This is a genomic window from Pseudomonas sp. URMO17WK12:I12 (assembly GCF_000514395.1).
Lineage (GTDB): Bacteria > Pseudomonadota > Gammaproteobacteria > Pseudomonadales > Pseudomonadaceae > Aquipseudomonas > Aquipseudomonas mucoides.
Genome location: NZ_AZVV01000005.1, coordinates 224,648 through 246,168, shown reverse-complemented (window position 1 = coordinate 246,168; position 21,521 = coordinate 224,648). Strand labels below are relative to the sequence as shown.

21 protein-coding genes are annotated in these 21,521 nt (G+C 59.7%); 17 read left to right on the top strand and 4 right to left on the bottom strand.

The window, feature by feature from the left end:
* Positions 1-14: 14 nt before the first annotated feature.
* The 4 genes from D882_RS0106545 to D882_RS0106530 all read left to right on the top strand — a co-directional run bounded on the left by D882_RS0106545 (position 15) and on the right by D882_RS0106530 (position 4,682).
* Entirely contained in the window at positions 15-518 is a 504-nt protein-coding gene (locus tag D882_RS0106545) for an ureidoglycolate lyase (RefSeq protein ID WP_008146154.1), read from the top strand.
* Positions 519-568: 50 nt separating this feature from the next.
* Positions 569-1,870, top strand: coding sequence for a urate hydroxylase PuuD (locus D882_RS0106540; RefSeq protein WP_027922488.1), 1,302 nt, complete (start codon positions 569-571; stop codon positions 1,868-1,870).
* A gap of 167 nt (positions 1,871-2,037) precedes the next feature.
* Positions 2,038-3,396: a nucleobase:cation symporter-2 family protein gene (locus D882_RS0106535; protein WP_027922487.1), complete on the top strand. Its 1,359-nt coding sequence runs from the start codon at positions 2,038-2,040 to the stop codon at positions 3,394-3,396.
* A gap of 500 nt (positions 3,397-3,896) precedes the next feature.
* Positions 3,897-4,682 carry an outer membrane protein OmpK gene (locus tag D882_RS0106530; RefSeq protein WP_027922486.1) on the top strand — a complete coding sequence of 262 codons (786 nt, stop codon included), beginning with the start codon at positions 3,897-3,899 and terminating at the stop codon, positions 4,680-4,682.
* Positions 4,683-4,822: 140 nt separating this feature from the next.
* On the opposite strand, the gene D882_RS0106525 is transcribed toward D882_RS0106530, so the two are convergent.
* Positions 4,823-5,995, bottom strand: coding sequence for a patatin-like phospholipase family protein (locus D882_RS0106525; RefSeq protein ID WP_027922485.1), 1,173 nt, complete (start codon positions 5,993-5,995; stop codon positions 4,823-4,825).
* Positions 5,996-6,022: 27 nt separating this feature from the next.
* A complete protein-coding gene (locus D882_RS0106520; RefSeq protein ID WP_027922484.1) occupies positions 6,023-6,955 on the bottom strand; it encodes a lipid A biosynthesis lauroyl acyltransferase in 933 nt (310 codons plus the stop codon).
* A gap of 118 nt (positions 6,956-7,073) precedes the next feature.
* Between D882_RS0106520 and minC the strand changes: the two genes are divergently transcribed.
* From minC to D882_RS0106485, 7 genes are all read left to right on the top strand, one after another.
* A complete protein-coding gene (minC, locus tag D882_RS0106515; RefSeq protein WP_027922483.1) occupies positions 7,074-7,811 on the top strand; it encodes a septum site-determining protein MinC in 738 nt (245 codons plus the stop codon).
* 201 nt (positions 7,812-8,012) lie between these two features.
* Positions 8,013-8,825 carry a septum site-determining protein MinD gene (gene minD, locus D882_RS0106510; RefSeq protein WP_027922482.1) on the top strand — a complete coding sequence of 271 codons (813 nt, stop codon included), beginning with the start codon at positions 8,013-8,015 and terminating at the stop codon, positions 8,823-8,825.
* A complete protein-coding gene (minE, locus tag D882_RS0106505; protein ID WP_007944431.1) occupies positions 8,825-9,079 on the top strand; it encodes a cell division topological specificity factor MinE in 255 nt (84 codons plus the stop codon). The genes minD and minE overlap by 1 nt, the downstream gene beginning before the upstream one ends.
* A 90-nt stretch (positions 9,080-9,169) precedes the next feature.
* Entirely contained in the window at positions 9,170-9,805 is a 636-nt protein-coding gene (locus D882_RS0106500) for an RluA family pseudouridine synthase (RefSeq protein WP_027922481.1), read from the top strand.
* Between the two features lie 149 nt (positions 9,806-9,954).
* Positions 9,955-11,244, top strand: coding sequence for a M18 family aminopeptidase (locus D882_RS0106495; RefSeq protein ID WP_027922480.1), 1,290 nt, complete (start codon positions 9,955-9,957; stop codon positions 11,242-11,244).
* 157 nt (positions 11,245-11,401) lie between these two features.
* Positions 11,402-11,578 carry a hypothetical protein gene (locus tag D882_RS1000000132850; protein WP_172825912.1) on the top strand — a complete coding sequence of 59 codons (177 nt, stop codon included), beginning with the start codon at positions 11,402-11,404 and terminating at the stop codon, positions 11,576-11,578.
* Positions 11,579-11,655: 77 nt separating this feature from the next.
* Positions 11,656-13,815, top strand: a complete 2,160-nt coding sequence (locus D882_RS0106485) for a mechanosensitive ion channel family protein (protein ID WP_027922479.1) — start codon at positions 11,656-11,658, stop codon at positions 13,813-13,815.
* A gap of 119 nt (positions 13,816-13,934) precedes the next feature.
* Here D882_RS0106485 and D882_RS0106480 read toward each other — a convergent pair whose 3' ends face one another.
* Complete coding sequence (locus D882_RS0106480) at positions 13,935-14,648, bottom strand: UTRA domain-containing protein (protein ID WP_027922478.1); 714 nt, start codon at positions 14,646-14,648, stop codon at positions 13,935-13,937.
* A gap of 361 nt (positions 14,649-15,009) precedes the next feature.
* Between D882_RS0106480 and D882_RS0106475 the strand changes: the two genes are divergently transcribed.
* The 6 genes from D882_RS0106475 to D882_RS0106450 all read left to right on the top strand — a co-directional run bounded on the left by D882_RS0106475 (position 15,010) and on the right by D882_RS0106450 (position 20,366).
* Positions 15,010-16,074 carry an ABC transporter substrate-binding protein gene (locus tag D882_RS0106475; protein ID WP_027922477.1) on the top strand — a complete coding sequence of 355 codons (1,065 nt, stop codon included), beginning with the start codon at positions 15,010-15,012 and terminating at the stop codon, positions 16,072-16,074.
* Between the two features lie 182 nt (positions 16,075-16,256).
* Positions 16,257-17,063, top strand: coding sequence for an alkaline phosphatase family protein (locus D882_RS0106470; protein ID WP_027922476.1), 807 nt, complete (start codon positions 16,257-16,259; stop codon positions 17,061-17,063).
* Positions 17,060-17,905 (top strand): ABC transporter permease subunit, encoded by an 846-nt coding sequence (locus D882_RS0106465; protein WP_027922475.1) that lies wholly within the window; start codon positions 17,060-17,062, stop codon positions 17,903-17,905. The genes D882_RS0106470 and D882_RS0106465 overlap by 4 nt, the downstream gene beginning before the upstream one ends.
* Positions 17,892-18,692: an ABC transporter permease gene (locus tag D882_RS0106460; RefSeq protein ID WP_027922474.1), complete on the top strand. Its 801-nt coding sequence runs from the start codon at positions 17,892-17,894 to the stop codon at positions 18,690-18,692. Before D882_RS0106465 ends, D882_RS0106460 begins: the two co-directional genes overlap by 14 nt.
* Positions 18,689-19,678 carry an ABC transporter ATP-binding protein gene (locus tag D882_RS0106455; RefSeq protein WP_027922473.1) on the top strand — a complete coding sequence of 330 codons (990 nt, stop codon included), beginning with the start codon at positions 18,689-18,691 and terminating at the stop codon, positions 19,676-19,678. The genes D882_RS0106460 and D882_RS0106455 overlap by 4 nt, the downstream gene beginning before the upstream one ends.
* Positions 19,679-19,712: 34 nt before the next feature.
* Positions 19,713-20,366, top strand: coding sequence for an HAD family phosphatase (locus D882_RS0106450; protein ID WP_027922472.1), 654 nt, complete (start codon positions 19,713-19,715; stop codon positions 20,364-20,366).
* Between the two features lie 113 nt (positions 20,367-20,479).
* Here D882_RS0106450 and D882_RS0106445 read toward each other — a convergent pair whose 3' ends face one another.
* Positions 20,480-21,442 (bottom strand): zinc-binding dehydrogenase, encoded by a 963-nt coding sequence (locus tag D882_RS0106445; RefSeq protein WP_027922471.1) that lies wholly within the window; start codon positions 21,440-21,442, stop codon positions 20,480-20,482.
* Between the last annotated feature and the right edge of the window lie 79 nt (positions 21,443-21,521).

Below are 21,521 nucleotides of genomic sequence, written 5' to 3'. Positions count from 1 at the left end.
CGGATAAGAACAGCATGCGCACACTGACGATTGAACCGCTGACCAAAGAAGCCTTCGCCCCTTTCGGTGACGTGATCGAAACCGACGGCAGCGATCACTTCATGATCAACAACGGTTCGACCATGCGCTTCCATAAACTGGCCACGGTGGAAACCGCGAAACCAGAGGACAACGCGATCATCAGCATCTTCCGCGCCGACGCGCAGGACATGCCGCTGACCGTCAGCATGCTGGAGCGTCACCCGCTGGGCAGCCAGGCGTTTATTCCGCTGCTCGGCAACCCTTTTCTGATCGTGGTCGCGCCACTTGGCGATGAACCTGTATCAGGCTTGGTCCGCGCCTTCGTCACCAACGGCAGGCAGGGCATTAATTACCATCGCGGCGTCTGGCACCACCCGGTGCTGACGATCGAAAAGCGGGATGACTTCCTGGTGGTTGATCGCAGTGGCACAGGCAATAACTGCGATGAGCATTTTTTCAAAGAGGATGAGCGTTTGATCCTCGCCCCCCACCAATAAGAGAAGGTCTGATCACTCGACAACAGAGTGACAGGCGAGAGGTAAAGACTGTGGAAGCACATCTGTTGGAATGGCTGAACCTGAGCGTGCGCTGGGTTCACATGATTACTGGCGTGGCCTGGATCGGTGCGTCGTTCTATTTCGTCTGGCTGGAAAACAACCTCAATCGGGTCAACCCGAAAAGTGGTCTGGCGGGCGATCTGTGGGCGATCCACGGCGGCGGTATCTATCACCTGGAAAAATACAAACTGGCTCCACCGACCATGCCGGACAACCTGCACTGGTTCAAATGGGAAGCCTACTTCACCTGGATGTCAGGCATCGCGCTGCTGTGTGTGGTGTTCTACTCCAACCCGACGCTGTACCTGCTGGCACCGGGCAGCAGCCTGACCGGCCCTGAAGGGGTCCTGCTGGGTATCGGTTCGTTGTTCGCCGGCTGGTTCATTTACTCCTTCCTGTGCGACTCGGCCCTGGGCAAACGCCCTGCCCTGCTAGGCGCAATCCTGTTCGTGCTGATCATCGGTGCGGCCTACGGCTTCAGCAAAGTGTTCAGCGGTCGTGGCGCGTACCTGCACGTCGGCGCGATCATCGGCACCATCATGGTCGGCAACGTGTTCCGCATCATCATGCCGGCGCAACGCGCACTGGTCGCGGCGATTGCCGAGAACCGCACGCCGGATCCGGCACTGCCAGCCAAAGGCTTGCTGCGTTCGCGTCACAACAACTACTTCACCTTGCCGGTGCTGTTCATCATGATCAGCAACCACTTCCCGAGCACCTACGGCAGCCAATACAACTGGCTGATCCTGGCCGGGATCGCAGTGCTGGCGGTGTTGGTGCGTCACTACTTCAACACCCGCCACGACAGCCACAAATTTGCCTGGACCTTGCCCGTGGCAGCGGTCGGCATGATCAGCCTGGCTTACGTCACCGGCCCTGCGCCGATGACCAGCCCGGACGTGGCCAAGGCGCCTGCGAAGATCGAATACCAACCGCTGCCGGAAACGGCTGTGGGCGGTGGCTTGAAACCCGCTGAAGCCAAACCCGCAGAAGCACCCGCCGCGGCACCGGCTCAGGCCTCTAACGCCGGCCCTGGTTTCGACAAGGTCCACAGTGTGATTCAGGAGCGTTGCGCGGTTTGCCACTCGGCCAAACCGACCAGCCCGCTGTTCAGTGCCGCCCCTGCCGGTGTGATGTTCGATACCCCCGAGCAGATCCGCCAGAACGCGCCGCGCATCCAGGCTCAGGCTGTCACCAGCCAGATCATGCCACTGGGCAACATCACGCAGATGACCCAGCAGGAACGTGACCTGATCGGTGCGTGGATTGTGCAGGGAGCCCAGACCAATTAATCGTTGAAAAGCTTCGCGAGCAGGCTCGCTTCCACATGGGTAGTGCAATACCTGTGGGAGCGATCCTGCTCGCGAATAGCCGCAACGCGGTTTCCCTGATGCAAAAACAGCTGTGAGCAACCCGGCAGCTGTTCAATCACAAGAATAAAAAAGATCCGAGGTGTTGCATGTCCGAGCTATCCGAAGCGCGCATCCCCGACGCACCCGCCATTCAGCGTTTGCCCCTTTTGCAGCTGATCCTGGTCGGTCTGCAACATGTTTTGCTGATGTACGGCGGCGCCATCGCGGTGCCGCTGATCATCGGACAGGCCGCAGGCCTGAGTCGTGAAGAAATCGCCTTTCTGATTAACGCCGACTTGCTGGTGGCCGGGATCGCGACCATCGTGCAATCGCTGGGCATCGGCCCGATGGGCATCCGCATGCCGGTGATGATGGGCGCCAGTTTCGCCGCCGTCGGCAGCATGGTCGCCATGGCCGGCATGCCCGGGATCGGTCTGCAAGGGATCTTCGGCGCGACCATCGCCGCGGGGTTCTTCGGCATGATCATCGCGCCGTTCATGTCCAAAGTCGTGCGCTTCTTCCCGCCTCTGGTGACCGGCACGGTCATCACCTCCATCGGTTTGTCGCTGTTCCCCGTGGCCGTCAATTGGGCTGGTGGCGGTGCGGGCGCCACACAATTCGGTTCACCTATTTACCTGACCATTGCCGCGCTGGTGCTGGGCACCATTTTGCTGGTGCACCGTTTCATGCGCGGGTTCTGGGTCAATATTTCAGTGCTGATCGGCATGTGCCTGGGCTACGTGCTCTGCGGCCTGATCGGCATGGTCGACCTCAGCGGCATGGCGCAAGCGCCGTGGCTGCAATTCGTCACCCCGCTGCATTTCGGCATGCCCAGGTTTGAACTCGCGCCGATTTTGTCGATGTGCCTGGTGGTGGTGATCATCTTTGTCGAGTCCACCGGGATGTTCCTCGCCCTTGGCAAGATTACCGGCCAGGAAGTCTGCCCACGGATGCTGCGTCGCGGCTTGCTGTGTGATGCCGGCGCCTCGTTCTTCGCCGGGTTCTTCAACACCTTCACCCACTCCTCTTTCGCGCAGAACATCGGCCTGGTGCAGATGACCGGCGTGCGCTGCCGTTCGGTGACCATCGTCGCCGGTGGCTTGTTGATCGTCTTGAGCCTGCTGCCCAAAGCCGCCTTCCTGGTGGCGTCGATTCCGCCAGCGGTCCTCGGCGGTGCGGCGATTGCGATGTTCGGCATGGTTGCCGCGACCGGGATCAAGATTCTTCAGGAAGCCGACATCGGTGATCGGCGGAATCAACTGTTGGTGGCCGTCAGCATCGGCATGGGGTTGATCCCGGTGGTGCGCCCCGAGTTCTTTGCCCACCTGCCGGTATGGATGAGCCCGATTACCCACAGCGGTATCGCCATGGCCACGATCAGCGCCCTGACGCTGAACCTGCTGTTCAACATTCTGGGTGGCGCCGAGCGCGCGGCCATGAACGACTGCACCGCACACACGCACTGATCAACCCCCATGAACAGGGCTGCCTTCTGGCAGCCCATGGCTGCCTGCGCCTCAACAATAAAAACAAGAGGAAGCAACAGATGGTTTTTAACGACTCAAGCCGCTCGTTTTGCGACGAGCGACCAACCTCCGCCAACCGTGCCCCACACCTGTCGTCGGTGCGCTGTTGCGGGGCACTTGAGACCTGGCCGAGTAGTCAGTATTCTCCGCGGCCGCCTGAATCCGCTTTAAAAAAAAGCCCGGATTTAATTCCTGACCAGAAAGCCAGTTTATCCCGGCTCTGGACGGTACCAAGGCACTCCACACCCCCTCTCAATCGACTGTTTTTGAGCAGCCGAGCGGGCGTTTTTTTGCTTTTTGAAAGCCTTGGCGCAGCTCTTGCTAACAGCATTAAAGCTGACCGATTGGATGATTTTTTACCGCTACAGAAACAGGCGCCACACCAGAGCGCCGATCTTAAAAAAATAACGTGGAACCACCTACTTTTTGGGAGCAACCGAATGAAACGTACGTGCACCAGCCTGATGCTCGCGGGATCTTTACTGGCCGGCGGCCAGGCCATGGCCGGCGACCTGCTGCAATGGCAGACCAACAGCCTGACTTACCTGTACGGTAAGGATTTCCAGGTCAACCCGAACATCCAGCAGACAGTGACCTTCGAGCACGCCGATGGCTGGAAGTACGGCGACAACTTCTTCTTCATCGACAAAATCTTCTACAACGGCAAGGAAGACGCCTTCGCGGGGAAGAACACCCACTACGGTGAATTCAGCCCGCGTTTGTCGTTCGGCAAGATTTTCGACCAGAAGCTGGAGTTCGGCCCGATCAAGGACGTCCTGCTGGCGATGACCTATGAGTTCGGCGAAGACGACACCGAGTCGTACCTGATCGGTCCGGGTTTCGACCTGTCCATCCCGGGCTTCGACTACTTCCAGTTGAACTTCTACAACCGTCACACCGAAGGCGGCCGCGCGGGTGACAACGTCTGGCAGATCACTCCGGTCTGGTCCTACACCATCCCGATGGGCAGCTCGGACGTCGTGATCGACGGGTTCATGGACTGGGTGGTCGACAACGACGTGAACAAGGAAGGTCAGTACCACGCCAACCTGCACTTCAACCCACAGATCAAATATGACCTGGGCAAGGCACTGAAGCTGGGCGAGAAGCAGTTGTACGTCGGCGTCGAGTATGACTACTGGAAAAACAAATACGGTATCGAAGACAGCCAGGGCTTCAAGACCGATCAGAGCGCGACCAGCTTGCTGGTCAAGGTTCACTTCTGATCCGGCTGTAAGTGGCGTCTGCAAGGACGCCATCGCGGGCAAGCCACGCTCCCACAGGGTTTCAGGTCGTTCTCAAATGATGTAAACGACACAAAACCCTGTGGGAGCGTGGCTTGCCCGCGATAGCCGCACCGCCAATCTCAAGCTGTAACCACAGACTCCGCCAACCCGAGAAACCGGCAAAGCTCTTCACGCTTGGCCAACGCATCCCGCCGCCCCAGATCGATCAATTCGCTGCAATACCCCGCCTCGAACAGCAGGTAACTCAACACCCCCGCCCCGCTCGTCTTCGTTGCCCCCGGCCCACGCAGAAACAGGCGCAACGCTGCCGGCAATTCCTGCCGATGCCGCGCCGCAATCTCATCGATCGGCTGACTCGGCGAAATCACCAACACCTCCACCGGCGCCACGCCCAGCGCACGGGTCGGCGTACCCGCGGGCATCAAGTGGCTGAACTGGTTCAGACGCTGCAACAACTCGATATCGCTTTCCAGGCTGTCAATGAATGTACTGTTGAGCAGGTGCCCACCGATCTGCGCCAGCGTCGGCTGTTGCCCGGTGTAGGCGCGTTGCAGCGGCTGCTGCGGGTCGACACCACGCGGGTTGCCGCTGACACCCACCACCAGCACGCGACTGGCGCCCAGGTGCAGGGCCGGGCTGATCGGCGCGGATTGGCGCACCGCACCGTCGCCGAAGTATTCCTCGCCAATTTTCACCGGGGCGAACAACAACGGAATGGCCGAACTGGCCAGCAAATGCTCGACGCTCAATTGAGTCGGAACGCCGATGCGGCGATGGCGCAGCCACGAATCGATGGTGCCGCCGCCCTGATAGAAAGTGACCGCCTGACCGGACTCGTAGCCGAACGCCGTCACCGCGACCGCCTGTAATTGCTTGTGGGCAATGGATTCGGCAATGCCGGCCATGTTCAGTTTGTCATTGAGTAAACCGCGCAGCGGCGAACTGTTGAGCAACGCCACCGGCACATGAGCGCCCAGCCCGAGCAAACTGTGACTGACAAACCGGCTGGCCTGATGGATGACGCCGGGCCAGTCACTGCGCAACACCAGATGGCTGCGAAAGCCCTGCCAGAACGCGGTCAAACGCTCGATGGCGCCACGAAAATCCATCGCGCCACTGGCGAGGCTGACCGCGTTGATCGCCCCGGCCGAAGTACCGACGATCACGGGAAACGGGTTCGCCGCGCCCATCGGCAGCAACTCGGCAATCGCCGCCAGCACGCCCACCTGATACGCCGCTCGAGCCCCGCCGCCGGAAAGAATCAACCCTGTAACCGGTTCAGCAGGACTCATCGCAACACTCCATGGCGCTTAAAGGGGTCAACCGCGTTTTTTGTACAACTTGGGCTCGCCGGGTGGCCGGCTCTTGAAGCGGCGATGGGCCCAGAGGTATTGCTCCGGACATTCACGCAAGGCACCTTCGACCCACTGATTGATGCGGATGCAATCGGCCTCTTCGGTCTCGCCGGGGAAACCTTCGAGCGGTGCATGGATCACCAGTCGATAGCCACTGCCGTCCGCCAGGCGCTCCTGAGTGAACGGCACCACCAACGCCTTGCCCAGCCGCGCAAATTTGCTGGTAGCGGTCACGGTAGCCGCCTGAATGCCGAACAGCGGCACGAAAATACTTTGCTTGGCGCCGTAGTCCTGATCCGGTGCGTACCAGATCGCGCGGCCGGCGCGCAGCAGCTTGAGCATGCCGCGCACATCGTCGCGCTCGACCGCCAGCGAATCGAGGTTGTGCCGTTCGCGCCCCCGGCGCTGGACGTAGTCGAACAGCGGGTTCTTGTGCTCACGGTACATGCCGTCGATGGTGTGCTGCTGCCCCAACAGTGCCGCGCCGATTTCCAGCGTAGTGAAATGCAACGCCATCAGGATCACGCCCTTGCCGTCGTGCTGGGCCTTTTTCAGGTGTTCCAGGCCTTCGACATGGGCCAGTCTGGCCAGGCGCTGACGCGACCACCACCAGCTCATGGCCATTTCGAAGAAGGCGATGCCGGTGGAGGCAAAGTTTTCCTTGAGCAAGCGCTTGCGCTCGGCAGCCGACTTTTCAGGGAAACACAGCTCAAGGTTGCGTTTGGCGATGCGCCGTCGGTCGCCGGCCACCCGATACATCAAGGCACCGAGCAGGCGACCGATGAACAGCAACGCCGGATACGGCAACTGAACAATCAGCCACAACAGCCCCAAGCCACACCACAGCGGCCAGAAACGCGGCATTAGAAATGTTTTTCGAAAACGCGGGCGATCCATTAAAGGTTCCGGAAAGACAATGGCCGCGCATTCTACATCGTTCGACCCGGCTTGCGGCTTGCGGGCGTTCTCGTTATAAGTCTCGGCACTTTTAGTGACAAGCCGTTGTATGCCGACCATGAGCCAAACCGAACCGCAAGACCAGGATCCCGTGTTCCAGTTGAAGGGCAGCATGCTCGCCATTACGGTGCTGGAACTGGCCCGCAACGACCTCGAGAACCTTGATCGGCAATTGGCCGCCAAGGTCGCACAGGCGCCTAACTTTTTCAGCAATGCCCCGCTGGTGCTGGCCCTGGACAAGCTCCCGGCCAGCGAAGGCTCGGTGGATTTGCCGGGGCTGATGCGCGTCTGTCGCCAGCATGGCTTGCGCACCCTGGCCATCCGCGCCAGCCGCATCGAAGACATCGCGGCCGCCATTGCCGTCGATCTGCCGGTGCTGCCGCCGTCCGGCGCCCGTGAGCGTGCGCTGGATCCTCTCGAAGGCCAGGTGAAGAAAAAACCGGAAAAACCGCCGGAACCGACCATCAAACCGACGAAAATCATTACGTCGCCAGTACGGGGTGGCCAGCAGATTTATGCCCAGGGTTGCGATTTGGTGGTGATCTCCTCGGTCAGCCCGGGCGCGGAACTTCTCGCCGATGGGAACATCCATGTATACGGCCCGATGCGCGGTCGAGTGCTGGCCGGCGTCAAGGGCGACACGAAAGCCAGGATTTTCTGTCAGCAAATGAGCGCTGAACTGGTGTCCATCGCAGGCCACTACAAGGTCTCCGAGGATCTGCGTCGCGACCCGTTGTGGGGCGCGGGTGTACAAGTCAGCCTGTCCGGCGACGTGTTGAACATCATTCGGCTTTAACGGATACTGCCGCATTTTCCAAGCATCTCTAAAACGTAGCGAAAACGGCTCAAACGAAGTAGGAAAACGGCCAAAAGCAGTGTTTACCGGAGGTAAGCCCCGCCCAGGACCGGATTCCAGCCAAGGCTGTCCGACTGCAGTAGTTTTTCAAGAGATGTTTTTCAGGGGCTAAAAGTCCTTTTTCCTTAGGGGTGAAACACCTTGGCCAAGATTCTCGTGGTTACATCCGGCAAGGGTGGTGTGGGTAAGACCACCACCAGCGCCGCTATCGGTACCGGCCTCGCTCTGCGTGGTCACAAAACAGTGATCGTCGACTTCGACGTCGGCCTGCGTAACCTCGACCTGATCATGGGTTGCGAGCGTCGCGTGGTGTATGACTTCGTCAACGTGGTAAACGGCGAAGCCAACCTGCAACAGGCCCTGATCAAAGACAAGCGCCTGGAAAACCTCTACGTCCTGGCCGCCAGCCAGACCCGCGACAAAGACGCGCTGACGGTGGAAGGCGTGGAAAGAGTCCTGATGGCGTTGAAAGAAGACTTCGAATTCGTGGTCTGCGACTCTCCGGCCGGCATCGAGAAAGGCGCCCACCTGGCCATGTACTTCGCTGATGAAGCGATTGTCGTGACCAACCCGGAAGTGTCCTCGGTACGTGACTCGGACCGTATGCTGGGCCTGCTGGCCAGCAAATCCCGTCGCGCCGAACGTGGCGAAGAGCAGATCAAGGAACACCTGCTGATTACCCGCTACCACCCGGAGCGGGTCGAGAAAGGCGAGATGCTCAGCGTTGAAGACGTCAAGGAAATCCTCTCGATCAAATTGCTCGGCGTGATCCCGGAATCCCAGGCGGTCCTCAAAGCCTCCAACCAGGGTGTGCCAGTGATTCTCGACGACCAAAGCGACGCGGGCCAGGCCTATAGCGATACGGTTGATCGCCTCCTGGGCAAAGAAAAGGAACATCGTTTCCTCGATGTCACGAAGAAGGGATTCTTCGAGCGCCTGTTTGGAGGTAGGTAATGAACATTTTTGACTTCTTTCGTGCCAACAAGAAGCCAAGTACCGCATCGGTAGCGAAAGAGCGTCTACAGATCATCGTGGCGCATGAACGCGGCCAACGCAGTACGCCGGACTACCTGCCAGCCTTGCAGAAGGAACTGGTTGAAGTGATCCGCAAGTACGTCAATATCGGGTCCGATGACGTGCACGTCGCTCTGGAAAACCAGGGCAGCTGCTCGATTCTGGAACTCAATATCACCCTGCCGGATCGTTAATCGATCCGGTCGGAGCCACGGCGGCTCAGGGCCCTTCTAACACTGGAAGGGACTTGAGCCGCCGTTGGCGTTTGTTACGAGGCTGTTTTAATGCCGTTGTCCAATGTCCACATCCTTCATCAGGACGCCGCCGTACTGGTGGTGAACAAACCGACCCTGTTGCTCTCCGTCCCTGGCCGGGCCGATGACAACAAGGACTGCCTGATTACCCGCCTGCAAGAAAACGGCTACCCGGAAGCGCGAATCGTCCATCGCCTGGACTGGGAAACCTCCGGCATCATTCTTCTCGCCCGAGACCCGGACACTCATCGCGAGTTATCTCGGCAATTTCACGACCGCGAAACCGAAAAAGCCTACACAGCGCTGTGCTGGGGTCAGCCGGAACTGGACAGCGGCAGCATCGACCTGCCCTTGCGCTATGACCCGCCGACCAAGCCACGCCATGTGGTCGACCACGAATTCGGCAAGCATGCCCTGACGTTCTGGCGTGTGCTGGAACGCTGTGGCGACTGGTGCCGTGTCGAGCTGACGCCGATCACCGGCCGCTCGCACCAACTGCGCGTACACATGCTTTCCATCGGCCACCCGCTGCTGGGTGACGGGCTCTACGCCCACGAGCAGGCCCTGGCCGCCTGGCCGCGCCTGTGTCTGCACGCCAGCATGCTCAGCTTCACCCACCCGCAAACCGGTGAACGCTTGCGTTTCGAGTGCCCTGCACCGTTCTAAGTGATTGAGCGCAAAACCTGTGGGAACGGGCAAGCCCGCTCCCACAGGGTTCTCCGACAAATCCAATATCGGAGCCTACCCCAACATCAGTCACCGCCAATTCTCCGACCAATACGTTAAACTGGCGCCATTGCTGTCTGGAGCTTCTTATGCGCGAAGAGTTGAACCAAGGCCTGATCGACTTCCTCAAGGCCTCCCCTACCCCGTTCCATGCCACTGCCAGCCTCGTCCAGCGCCTGGAAGCGGCCGGTTTCGTGCGACTCGATGAGCGCGAGCCCTGGACCACCGAAGCCAATGGCCGTTACTACGTCACCCGTAACGACTCCTCCATCGTCGCGATCAAGATGGGCCGTCATTCGCCGCTGCATGGCGGTATTCGCCTGGTGGGCGCGCACACAGACAGCCCGTGCCTGCGGGTCAAGCCCCAGCCTGAACTGCAGCGCCAGGGTTTCTGGCAATTGGGCGTCGAAGTCTACGGCGGTGCATTGCTGGCGCCGTGGTTCGACCGTGACTTGTCCCTCGCCGGCCGCGTGACCTTCCGCCGAGATGGCAAGGTCGAGAGCCAGTTGATCGACTTCAAGGCGCCCATCGCGACCATTCCCAACCTGGCGATTCACCTTAACCGTGAAGCCAACATGGGCTGGGCGATCAACGCACAGACCGAATTGCCGCCGATCCTCGCGCAATTCGCCGGTGACGAGCGCGTGGATTTCCGCGCTGTGCTCACCAACCAGTTGGCGCTGGAACACGGTTTGAACGCCGACGTCGTGCTGGATTACGAACTGAGTTTCTACGACACCCAAAGCGCTGCGATCATCGGCCTGCACGGTGATTTCATCGCCGGTGCGCGCCTGGACAACCTGCTGTCGTGCTACGCCGGCCTGCAAGCGTTGCTGACTGCAGAAACCGACGAAACCTGCGTGCTGGTGTGCAACGACCACGAAGAAGTCGGCTCCTGTTCGGCGTGCGGCGCTGATGGCCCGATGCTCGAGCAGACGCTGCGCCGCCTGTTGCCTGAAGGTGACGAGTTCGTGCGCACCATCCAGAAATCCCTGTTGGTTTCCGCCGACAACGCCCACGGCGTGCACCCCAACTACGCGGAAAAGCATGACGCCAACCACGGCCCGAAACTCAACGCCGGCCCGGTGATCAAGGTCAACAGCAACCAGCGCTACGCCACCAACAGCGAAACCGCCGGTTTCTTCCGTCATCTGTGCATGGCCGAAGAAGTGCCCGTGCAAAGCTTTGTGGTGCGCAGCGACATGGGCTGTGGCTCGACCATCGGTCCGATCACCGCCAGCCACCTGGGCGTGCGCACCGTGGACATCGGCCTGCCGACGTTCGCCATGCACTCGATCCGTGAACTGTGCGGCAGCCACGACCTGGCGCACCTGGTCAAAGTGCTGAGCGCGTTCTACGCCTGCCAGGAATTGCCGTAATTCCCGACAGCTTCGCGAGCAGGCTCGCTCCTACAGTTGGAACGCATTTCAATTGTAGGAGTGAGCCTGCTCGCGAAGTACTTTGCTTGATTCACATCACTCTCGGTCACCCAAAGCCATCTAAACTTTAATTATTCCTTTAGACAAGGCAGTCTCCATGATCTCGATGTCTTCGTTTCACGCCATGCTGATCCCGATCCTCGTCGGGATGATCATGCTGGCCATCGGCTTCAACTTTCGCGACAAAAACGCCGGTGTATTCGCCATGTGGATTGGCATGCTGATCATTTTCGGCACCGTGGTTTTCAAGATCCTCGCCAAACTCAACGAATAAATCCGACCTCCGACTCGCATTGATTTAGACGGGCTCGTACACTCGGTCGATCCGCTCATCCCGAGGTTGACCGCCTAGTGCTCGCTCGTCTGTTCGCCCTGCCGTGTTTCTTCCTTGTCTGCCTCATGACGTTGCTGCCGATGGCGCCTGCCCAGGCAGTCGGTTTGCCAAGCTTGCTCAGCGGCTCGACGAAAGCCCAGCCAGAGGCGCAAGAACCGTTGGGGCAATCGCTGGACGAAGTGATCAAGTCGCTGGAAAACGACCAGCAGCGCAGCAAACTGCTGGCCGACCTGAAGAAGTTGCGCGACGCCACCAAAAAGGCTCAGCCGGCCGCCGAAGAAGGCGTGCTCGGCTTGATCGGCGGCACGCTGGCCTCGTTCGAAAAACAATTCTCCGGGGCCGACAGCCCGATCAATCGCTGGTCTGAAGAGTTTGGACTGGCGAGAGACGAACTGTCAGCCTTGATCATGCCGGCCAGCGAGTGGCTGCCGATCATCTTCGCGTTCGCCATGATCCTGATGGTCTGGAGCCTGCTGGCAGCGGCGCTGATTTGGGTCGGTCATCGGGTGCGCATGCGCTTTGGCCTGACCGAAGAACTGCCGCAACACCCCAAGGCCGTGGACATGTTGCGCTTCGCCCTGCGCAAGCTCGGGCCCTGGCTGATCGCCCTGGTGATCACGGTCTATATGAGCTACGCCCTGCCCTCGTCGCTGGGCAAAAGCCTGGCGATGGTGCTGGCTTACGCGCTGGTGGTCGGCACGTGCTTCTCGGCGATCTGCGTGATCGCGTTCTCCCTGCTCGATGGTCCGCATCGTCACCGCGCCTTGTATATCCTGCGCCACCAGGCGTTTCGGCCGTTGTGGCTGATCGGCAGTTTCGCCGCATTTGGTGAAGCGCTGAGCGATCCGCGACTGGTCGCCGGGCTTGGCAGCCACCTGGCGCATACGGCGGCGACGGCGGCCAATGTGCTGGCGGCGATTTCTACCGGGTTGTTCATCTTGCGGTTCCGCCGGCCAATCGCGCACTTGATCCGCAATCAGCCGTTGTCCCGGCGCCTGACCCGCCGCGCCCTCAGCGACACCATCGACATTCTCGGCACCTATTGGTACCTCCCGGCACTGGTGCTGGTGGGCGTCTCGCTGTTCGCCACGTTCGTTTCGGCCGGCGACACCAGCACTGCCCTGCGACAGTCGCTGATCTGCACCGTGTTGCTGGTGTTGTGCATGGTCATCAACGGACTGGTCCGCCGTCACGCCCTTAAACCGCAACGCGGTGTGAAGCGCCATGCGCTGTACTCGGAACGCCTGAAAAACTTTTTCTACACCCTCGCTCACTTGCTGGTGTGGCTGGCGTTCATTGAGCTCGGTCTGCGCGTCTGGGGCATGTCGCTGATCACGTTCACCGAAGGTGAAGGCCATGAGGTCAGCGTCAAACTGTTCAGCCTTGCCGGCACGCTGATTTTCGCCTGGCTGATCTGGATCCTCAGCGACACCGCCGTGCACCACGCACTCACCCGCTCACGCAAAGGCCTGGCCAATGCCCGTGCGCAGACGATGATGCCGCTGATCCGCAACGTGCTGTTCGTGGCGATTTTCATTGTCGCGCTGATCGTCGCGCTGGCGAACATGGGCATGAACGTCACGCCACTGCTGGCCGGTGCGGGTGTAATCGGTCTGGCCATCGGTTTCGGTGCGCAGTCATTGGTCGCGGACTTGATCACCGGTTTGTTCATCATCATCGAAGACTCCCTGGCCATCGACGACTACGTGGACGTCGGCGGCCACCTGGGCACCGTCGAAGGGTTGACCATCCGCACCGTGCGCCTGCGGGACATCGACGGCATCGTCCACACCATTCCGTTCAGCGAAATCAAAAGCATCAAGAACTACTCCCGGGAATTCGGCTACGCGATCTTCCGGGTGGCGGTGCCGTCCGACATGGACATTGATAGCGCGATCAAACTGATGCGCGAAGTCGGTCAGAAGATGCGCACCGACCCGCTGCAACGGCGCAATATCTGGTCGCCGCTGGAGTTCCAGGGGGTCGAGAGTTTCGAGTCGGGTAATGCGATCCTGCGCGCGCGGTTCAAGACTGCACCGATCAAGCAGTGGGAGGTTTCGCGGGCGTTCAACCTGTCGCTGAAGCGGCATCTGGATGAGGCGGGGCTGGATCTGGCGATGCCACGCATGAGTGTTCAGGTGGCTACGGCGGCGGGTGACGCGCAGAAGGAAAAATAGCCCCGAGAGAATGGGGGTTTGTAAGGCCGCCATCGCGGGCAAGCCCGCTCCCACAAGGAAGTCATTGAACTCTGTGGGATCGGGCTTGCCCGCGATAGGATCGAAGCGGTTTCAGCGAGCTAAACCACATCCACCCCGACATGAATCGCATCATGCCGCCAAAACTCCAGGTCACAATCGATCAACCGTTCATGCTGATCATAATTGACCCGCGCAATCCGCAACCCCGGGCTACCCACCGACACCCGCAGCGCCGCTGCCGCATCCACCGACAGCGACGTCGGCACAATTTCGAACCGCACCCGCCCGTAATGCAAATCGTAATGCCGTGCGTACAACTCGGTAATCGACTGATTCAAATCAAACTCGAGAATCCCCGGAAAATACTGCGGATTCAAATAGTGCTCCACGTACAACACCAGCCGCTCATCAATGCGCCGCGCGCGGCAGATCTGGATCACGCTCGACAGCGCCGGCAATTGCAACCACGCGCACACCGCCGCCGAGGCGGGTTGCAACCGCGCTGAAATCACCTCGGTCGACGGCACCCGCCCCTGCGCGCTGACCATCGCGTGAAAATGGCTGCGCTGCATCAGGTTGTAAGCCAGGCGCGGTGGCGAAACGAACCAGCCGCGGCGCTCTTCGCGATAAATCTGCCCTTGCGCCTCCAACTGTAACAACGCCTCGCGCACGGTAATCCGTGTGGTCCCGAACAACTCACTGAGCTTGCGCTCGGCCGGTAGCTTGCTGCCGGGCGCCAACAGGCCGTGGTCGAGCTGTTCCTGCAGGACCTGACCGATGGCTGTCACCGCTTTCGTTGCCTCATCACGCATCAACGTTACCTATCTGGACTAGACCAGCACTGTTTCGGGGCAGAACCGCGCTGAAAACCGGCTCTTTTTTCATCCTGCAAGCGTAGGCAGTGCAGATGACTGATAGATGACAAAGCTACCCAACGGTCATCCGATCGTTCGCCTCAAACCCTGCAATACATCGGCCAAGTCCCTTGTGTGCCGGGCCTTTGCCCATGGTCTACGCTTACCGGGCACCTGCCAATACCGGGCAAATAATTGTGCTGCCGGGCGACGACCGACATGAAAGTGTCATCGAGCCCGCCTAAATTGGCTCAGGTATTGCTGACCTAGACCAACACAACCGCAATCGCAGCGTTGAAAACGCCCAAAGGAGCTTCGGATGAAAAAGCTTTTCCTGGCATCACTGTTAGGCTCGACCATCGCCATGTGCACCGCCGCCATGGCGGCTGATGATTTGAAAACCCTCGAAGCCGCTGCGAAAGCGGAAGGCGCAGTCAACAGCGTCGGCATGCCCGATGACTGGGCCAACTGGAAAGGCACCTGGGAAGACCTGGCTAAAACCTACGGCCTCAAGCACATCGACACCGACATGAGCTCGGCCCAGGAAATCGCCAAATTCGCCGCTGAAAAAGACAACGCCAGCGCTGACATCGGCGACGTCGGCGCAGCCTTCGGCCCGATCGCGGTCAAGCAAGGCGTGGTGCAACCGTACAAGCCGACGACCTGGGCGCAGGTGCCAGACTGGGCTAAAGACAAGGACGGCAACTGGGCTTTGGCCTACACCGGTACCATCGCGTTTATCGTCAACAAAAAGCTGCTGCACGGTTCGGAAGCACCCACCAAGTGGGCAGACCTCAAGACCGGTAAATACAAGGTGTCCATCGGTGACGTGAGCACCGCGGCCCAGGCGGCCAACGGCGTACTGGCGGCGGCCCTGGCCAATGGCGGCGACGAGAAAAACCTGCAACCGGCCCTGCTGCTGTTCGCAGACATCGCCAAACAGGGTCGCCTGTCCATGGCCAACCCGACGATTGCCACCATGGAAAAGGGTGAAATCGAAGTCGGCGTGGTCTGGGACTTCAACGGTCTGAGCTACAAAGCGAAGATGGCCAATCCGGATGACTACGTCGTGCTGATTCCATCCGATGGTTCGGTGATCTCCGGCTACACCACCATCATCAACAAGTACGCGAAAAACCCGAACGCCGCCAAGCTGACCCGCGAATACATCTTCAGCGACGCCGGCCAGATCAACCTGGCAAAAGGCAACGCGCGCCCGATCCGTGCAGAGCACATCAAACTGCCAGAAGACGTGAAGGCCAAGCTGCTGCCGAACGAGCAGTACAAAAAAGTCACGCCGATCAAAGACGCCGATGCATGGGAAAAGACCTCCAAAGCCCTTCCTCAGAAGTGGAACGAAGAAGTCATCGTCAACATGCAGTAACCCGGTAGATCCCTACATTGGATAACCCAACGGAAATCCAATGCAGGAGTGAGCCTGCTCGCGATAGCGGTTGAGCATTCAGCATCAATGTTGACTGGCCCACCGCTATCGCGAGCAGGCTCACTCCTACAAGGGGGAATGGGTTTGTATTTGAAATAACTGTTCGCGGAGTTTTTGCCCCTATGAAGCACAACGTCATCCTTGTCGTGCTCGACGGCCTCAATTACGAGGTCGCGCGCCACACCATGGGGCACCTGCAGGCCTACGTCGGCGCAGGACGCGCGGCACTCTACAAACTGGAGTGCGAACTGCCGTCCCTGTCCCGTCCCCTTTATGAATGCATTCTCACCGGCGTCCCGCCCATCGAGAGCGGCATCGTTCACAACAACGTCTCGCGTCTGTCCAATCAGCGCAGCATTTATCACTACGCCACGGACGCCGGTCTGAAAACCGCTGCGGCGGCGTATCACTGGGTCAGCGAGCTGTACAACCGCTCACCGTTCGTGGCGGCCCGGGATCGTCACACCGACGATGAAGCCTTGCCGATCCAGCACGGTCACTTCTACTGGAACGACCACTACCCGGATTCACACCTGTTCGCCGACGCCGAAAGCCTGCGCCTGCGGCATGCGCCGAATTTTCTGTTGATCCACCCGATGAACATCGACGACGCCGGGCACAAGCACGGTCTCGACACCCCGCAATACCGCAACAGTGCGCGCTCGGCCGATATCATCCTTGCCGATTACCTGCGCACCTGGCTCGACGCCGGTTATCAGGTGCTGGTGACTGCCGACCACGGCATGAACAACGACCGCTCCCACAACGGCTTGTTGTCGGAAGAACGCGAAGTGCCGTTGTTTGTCCTCGGTGACGCGTTCAGCTTCAACGCCAGTGCTGCGCCGAAACAGATTGAAATCTGCGGCACGGTCTGCGAACTGTTGGGCGTGGCCCACGACAAACCTGTGTGCCGGGAGCTGCTCAAGTGAATGCCAATACCCGTAGCAAGTGGCTGGCAGCCTTGTGCCTCGTACCGTTCGCCCTGTTCTTTATCGTGTTCGAAATCGCCCCGCTGGTCTGGGTGATGATCAACAGCCTGCAATCGGAAGAGTTCGGCTGGGGGTTGGCCAACTTCACCAAAATCTTCAATTCGAAGTTCTACTTGCAGGCGATCCAGTACAGCCTCGAGATCAGTTTCTGGTCCAGTGTATTCGGGATCATTATTGCGGTGCTCGGCGCTTACTCCTTGCGCCGGGTCGACTCGAAACTGCGCAACTTCGTCAACGCCTTCGCCAACATGACCAGCAACTTTGCCGGCGTGCCCCTGGCCTTCGCCTTCATCATCCTGCTGGGCTTCAACGGCAGCTTCACCATCATGCTCAAGCAGGCCGGGATCATTCAGGATTTCAACCTGTACTCGAAGACCGGGCTGATCATTCTCTATACGTACTTCCAGATTCCACTTGGCGTGTTGCTGCTCTACCCCGCCTTCGACGCCCTGCGCGAAGACTGGCGCGAGTCTGCCGAGCTGCTCGGTGCCAACGGCTGGCAGTTCTGGCGGCACATCGGTTTGCCGGTGCTGACACCGGCGCTGCTCGGTACGTTCGTGATCCTGCTGGCCAACGCCCTTGGCGCCTACGCGACGGTGTATGCGTTGACCACCGGCAACTTCAACGTGCTGCCGATCCGCATCGCGGCGATGGTGTCCGGTGATATTTCCCTCGACCCGAACCTCGCCAGTGCCCTGGCCGTGGTGCTGGTGGCGTTGATGACCCTGGTGACCATCGTGCATCAGTTGCTGTTGAAGAGGAGCTACCATGTCTCGCGCTGAACTGGGCCCCGCCGGTGTCTACCACCGCGTCGTGGTGTACCTGCTGTTTGCCATTCTGTTGTTGCCGCTGTTCGGGACGTTGATCTACTCGATTGCCAGCAGTTGGTCGGCGACCATCCTGCCCAGCGGCTTTACCTTCAAGTGGTACATCCAGCTGTGGAGCGATCCGCGCTTTCTCAACGCGTTTGGCCAGTCACTGCTGGTCTGCGTCGGCGCATTGATTTTGTCGGTGGTGCTGATTCTGCCGCTGCTGTTCGTGGTGCATTACCACTTCCCGAAACTCGATGCGCTGATGAATATCCTGATCTTGCTGCCCTTTGCGGTGCCGCCGGTGGTGTCGTCGGTGGGGCTGTTGCAGCTCTACGGTTCCGGGCCGTTCGCGATGGTCGGCACGCCGTGGATTCTGATTGGTTGCTACTTCACCATTGCGCTGCCGTTCATGTACCGGGCAATCACCAACAACCTGCAAGCGATCAACCTGCGCGACCTGATGGACGCCGCCCAACTGCTCGGCGCCAGCACCTTTCAAGCGGCGTTCCTGGTGGTGCTACCGAACCTGCGCAAGGGCTTGATGGTGGCGCTGCTGCTGTCGTTCTCGTTCCTGTTCGGGGAGTTCGTGTTCGCCAACATCCTCGTCGGCACCCGCTACGAAACCCTGCAGGTCTACCTCAACAACATGCGTAACAGCAGCGGCCACTTCACCAGTGCGCTGGTGATTTCCTATTTCTTCTTTGTGCTGGTTCTGACCTGGGCGGCCAATATCTTGAACAAGGACAAAAGCGAATGAGCTATGTCAGCGTCCAACATCTGCAAAAAAATTACGCGGGTACAACAGTATTCAGCGACATCAACTGCGAGATCCAGAAGGGCGAATTCGTCACCCTGCTCGGTCCGTCCGGTTGCGGTAAATCCACGCTGCTGCGCTGCATCGCGGGCCTGACCTCGGTCGATGGCGGCAAGATCCTGCTGGAGGGTGTCGACCTGGTGCCAATGAGCCCGCAAAAGCGCGGCATCGGCATGGTGTTCCAGAGCTACGCACTGTTCCCCAACATGACCGTGGAGCAGAACATCGCCTTCGGATTGCGCATGCAAAAGGTCAACGCCGACGACAGTCACAAACGTGTCGCCGAAGTGTTGAAACTGGTGGAGCTGAACGACTTCGCCTCGCGTTATCCGCATCAACTCTCTGGCGGCCAATGCCAGCGTGTAGCCCTCGCCCGTTCACTGGTCACCCGGCCACGGCTATTATTGCTGGACGAACCGCTGTCGGCCCTGGACGCGCGGATTCGCAAGCACTTGCGCGAACAGATCCGTGCGATCCAGCGTGAACTGGGCCTGACCACAATCTTCGTCACACACGATCAGGAAGAAGCGCTGACCATGTCTGACCGAATTTTCCTGATGAATCAGGGAAAAATCGTACAGAGTGGCGACGCCGAAACCCTGTATACCGCGCCAGTCGACGTGTTTGCCGCCGGTTTTATCGGCAACTACAACCTGCTGGACGCCGACAGCGCTTCGAAGCTGCTGCAACGGCCGATCAGCCACCGCATCGCGATTCGCCCGGAAGCCATCGAGCTGAGCCTCAACGGCCAACTCGACGCGCAAATCCGCAGTCACAGCCTGCTGGGTAATGTGATTCGCTACCGGGTCGAAGCCCGCGGCGTGGAATTGGTGGTGGATGTGCTCAACCGCTCGGCGGCCGACCTGCACCCCGATGGTCAGCGTCTGGCGCTTTCCATCGATCCGACGGCCCTCTGTGAGGTAGCCTGATGCCTTTGCTGATGTTGAAGAGAGAACTGCACTGATGGCCCTGGCAATTTTTGATCTGGACGAAACCCTGATCCACGGCGACTGCGCCACCCTCTGGAGCGAGCAAATGGGCCGCCTGGGCTGGGTCGACCCTGAGTCGTTCATGCGTCAGAACAACGAACTGATGGACGCCTACAGTCACGGCAAGCTGCGGATGGAGGAGTACATGACCTTCAGCCTGGAGCCGATGATCGGGCGCACACCGGAAGAGATCGAGCATTTGGTCGGGCCCTGGGTGGAAGACTTCATCGAGCCGATCATCTTCAGTGACGCCACCAAAGCCATCGCCGCCCATCGCAAGGCCGGAGACAGGATTTTGGTGATCTCGGCCTCGGGCACTCACCTGGTCAAGCCGATTGCCGACCGTCTGGGCATCGACGAGATTCTCGGCATCGAACTGGAAGTGATGCACGGCGTTTATAGCGGTCAGACCGTCGGCACCCTGACCTACCGCGAAGGCAAGATTGCCCGGTTGCTGGAATGGCTGGATGCGGAAGAGGAAAACCTCGAAGGCGCGAGTTTTTATTCCGACTCACGCAATGATCTGCCGTTGTTGCTGAAGGTGGATTTCCCACACGTGGTGAACCCGGATCCGGTGCTGCTTGAGCACGCCGAAACGGCCGGCTGGCCGATCCATCTCTGGAAGTAACGCATTGCGCCTGTAGGCGCATGGCTTGCCCGCGATGAACGATGACGCGGTCTGACTGATACACCGCGTCGCCTGAATCGCGGGCAAGCCACGCTCCCACAGGTTTTGTGTTGTCAGATCAGGCTTTCGTCAATCACCAACACCAGTTTCCCCGCCACGGTATTGCTCGCCAACTCGGCAAACGCCGCTTCGGCATCCTTGATCGGGAACGTCCTGGCCAACTGCGGGCTCAGTCGCCCCTCGGCAAACAGCGGCCAGACGTGCTGGCTCAAATCACTGAACAAATCCGCCTTGAACTGATCGTCGCGGCTGCGCAAGGTCGAACCCAATAGCTGCACGCGCTTGGCCAGCACCTGCGCCAGGTCCAGCTGTGCCTCACGGCCGCCCATCAGGCCGATCAGCACCCAACGACCATCAGGGGCCAGCAACTTCAGATTCAACGCGGCGTACTGACCGCCCACCGGGTCGAGGATCACATCGAATGGCCCAAGGTCATTCAAACTGTCCAGATCGCCCTTTCGCACCACCCCACCCTGCGCGCCCAGAGCTTCACAGTAAGCCAATCGCTCGGTGGAACCGACGCTGACCCAGCACGGGTTGCCAAACGCCTTGCACAGCTGAATGGCAGCTGAACCAATTCCACTTGCTCCGGCGTGCAGAAGAACTTTCTCACCCGGTTTGAGCGCAGCGAGTTGAAACACATTCAGCCAGACGGTCGCATACACTTCCGGCAGCGCTGCCGCCTCGACCAGCGACAAACCTTCAGGAACCGGCAACACATGCCGTCCGTCGACAACTACCTCTTCGGCCATCCCGCCCCCGGCCAGCAAGGCGCAAACTCGATCACCGACCTGCCAGGAAGACCCCGCGCCTACCTCGCTGATCACCCCTGAACACTCAAGACCCAGTACGTGACTGGCTCCCGGCGGTGGCGGATAGAGGCCCGCTTTCTGTAATAAATCGGCGCGATTGAGCCCCGCTGCCGCCACTCGGATACGAACTTGTCCTACATCACATGTAGGACCGGGCTCTTCAAGCCACTCCACTTGACCTTCAACGCCTTGCAATGCTTTCACAGTGCCTCCATAGTGAGTCTGGACTGAGCCCGTAGCTGTAGCGCCGGGCTTTCTTGCATTATGCGACCGGCCCTCGTGG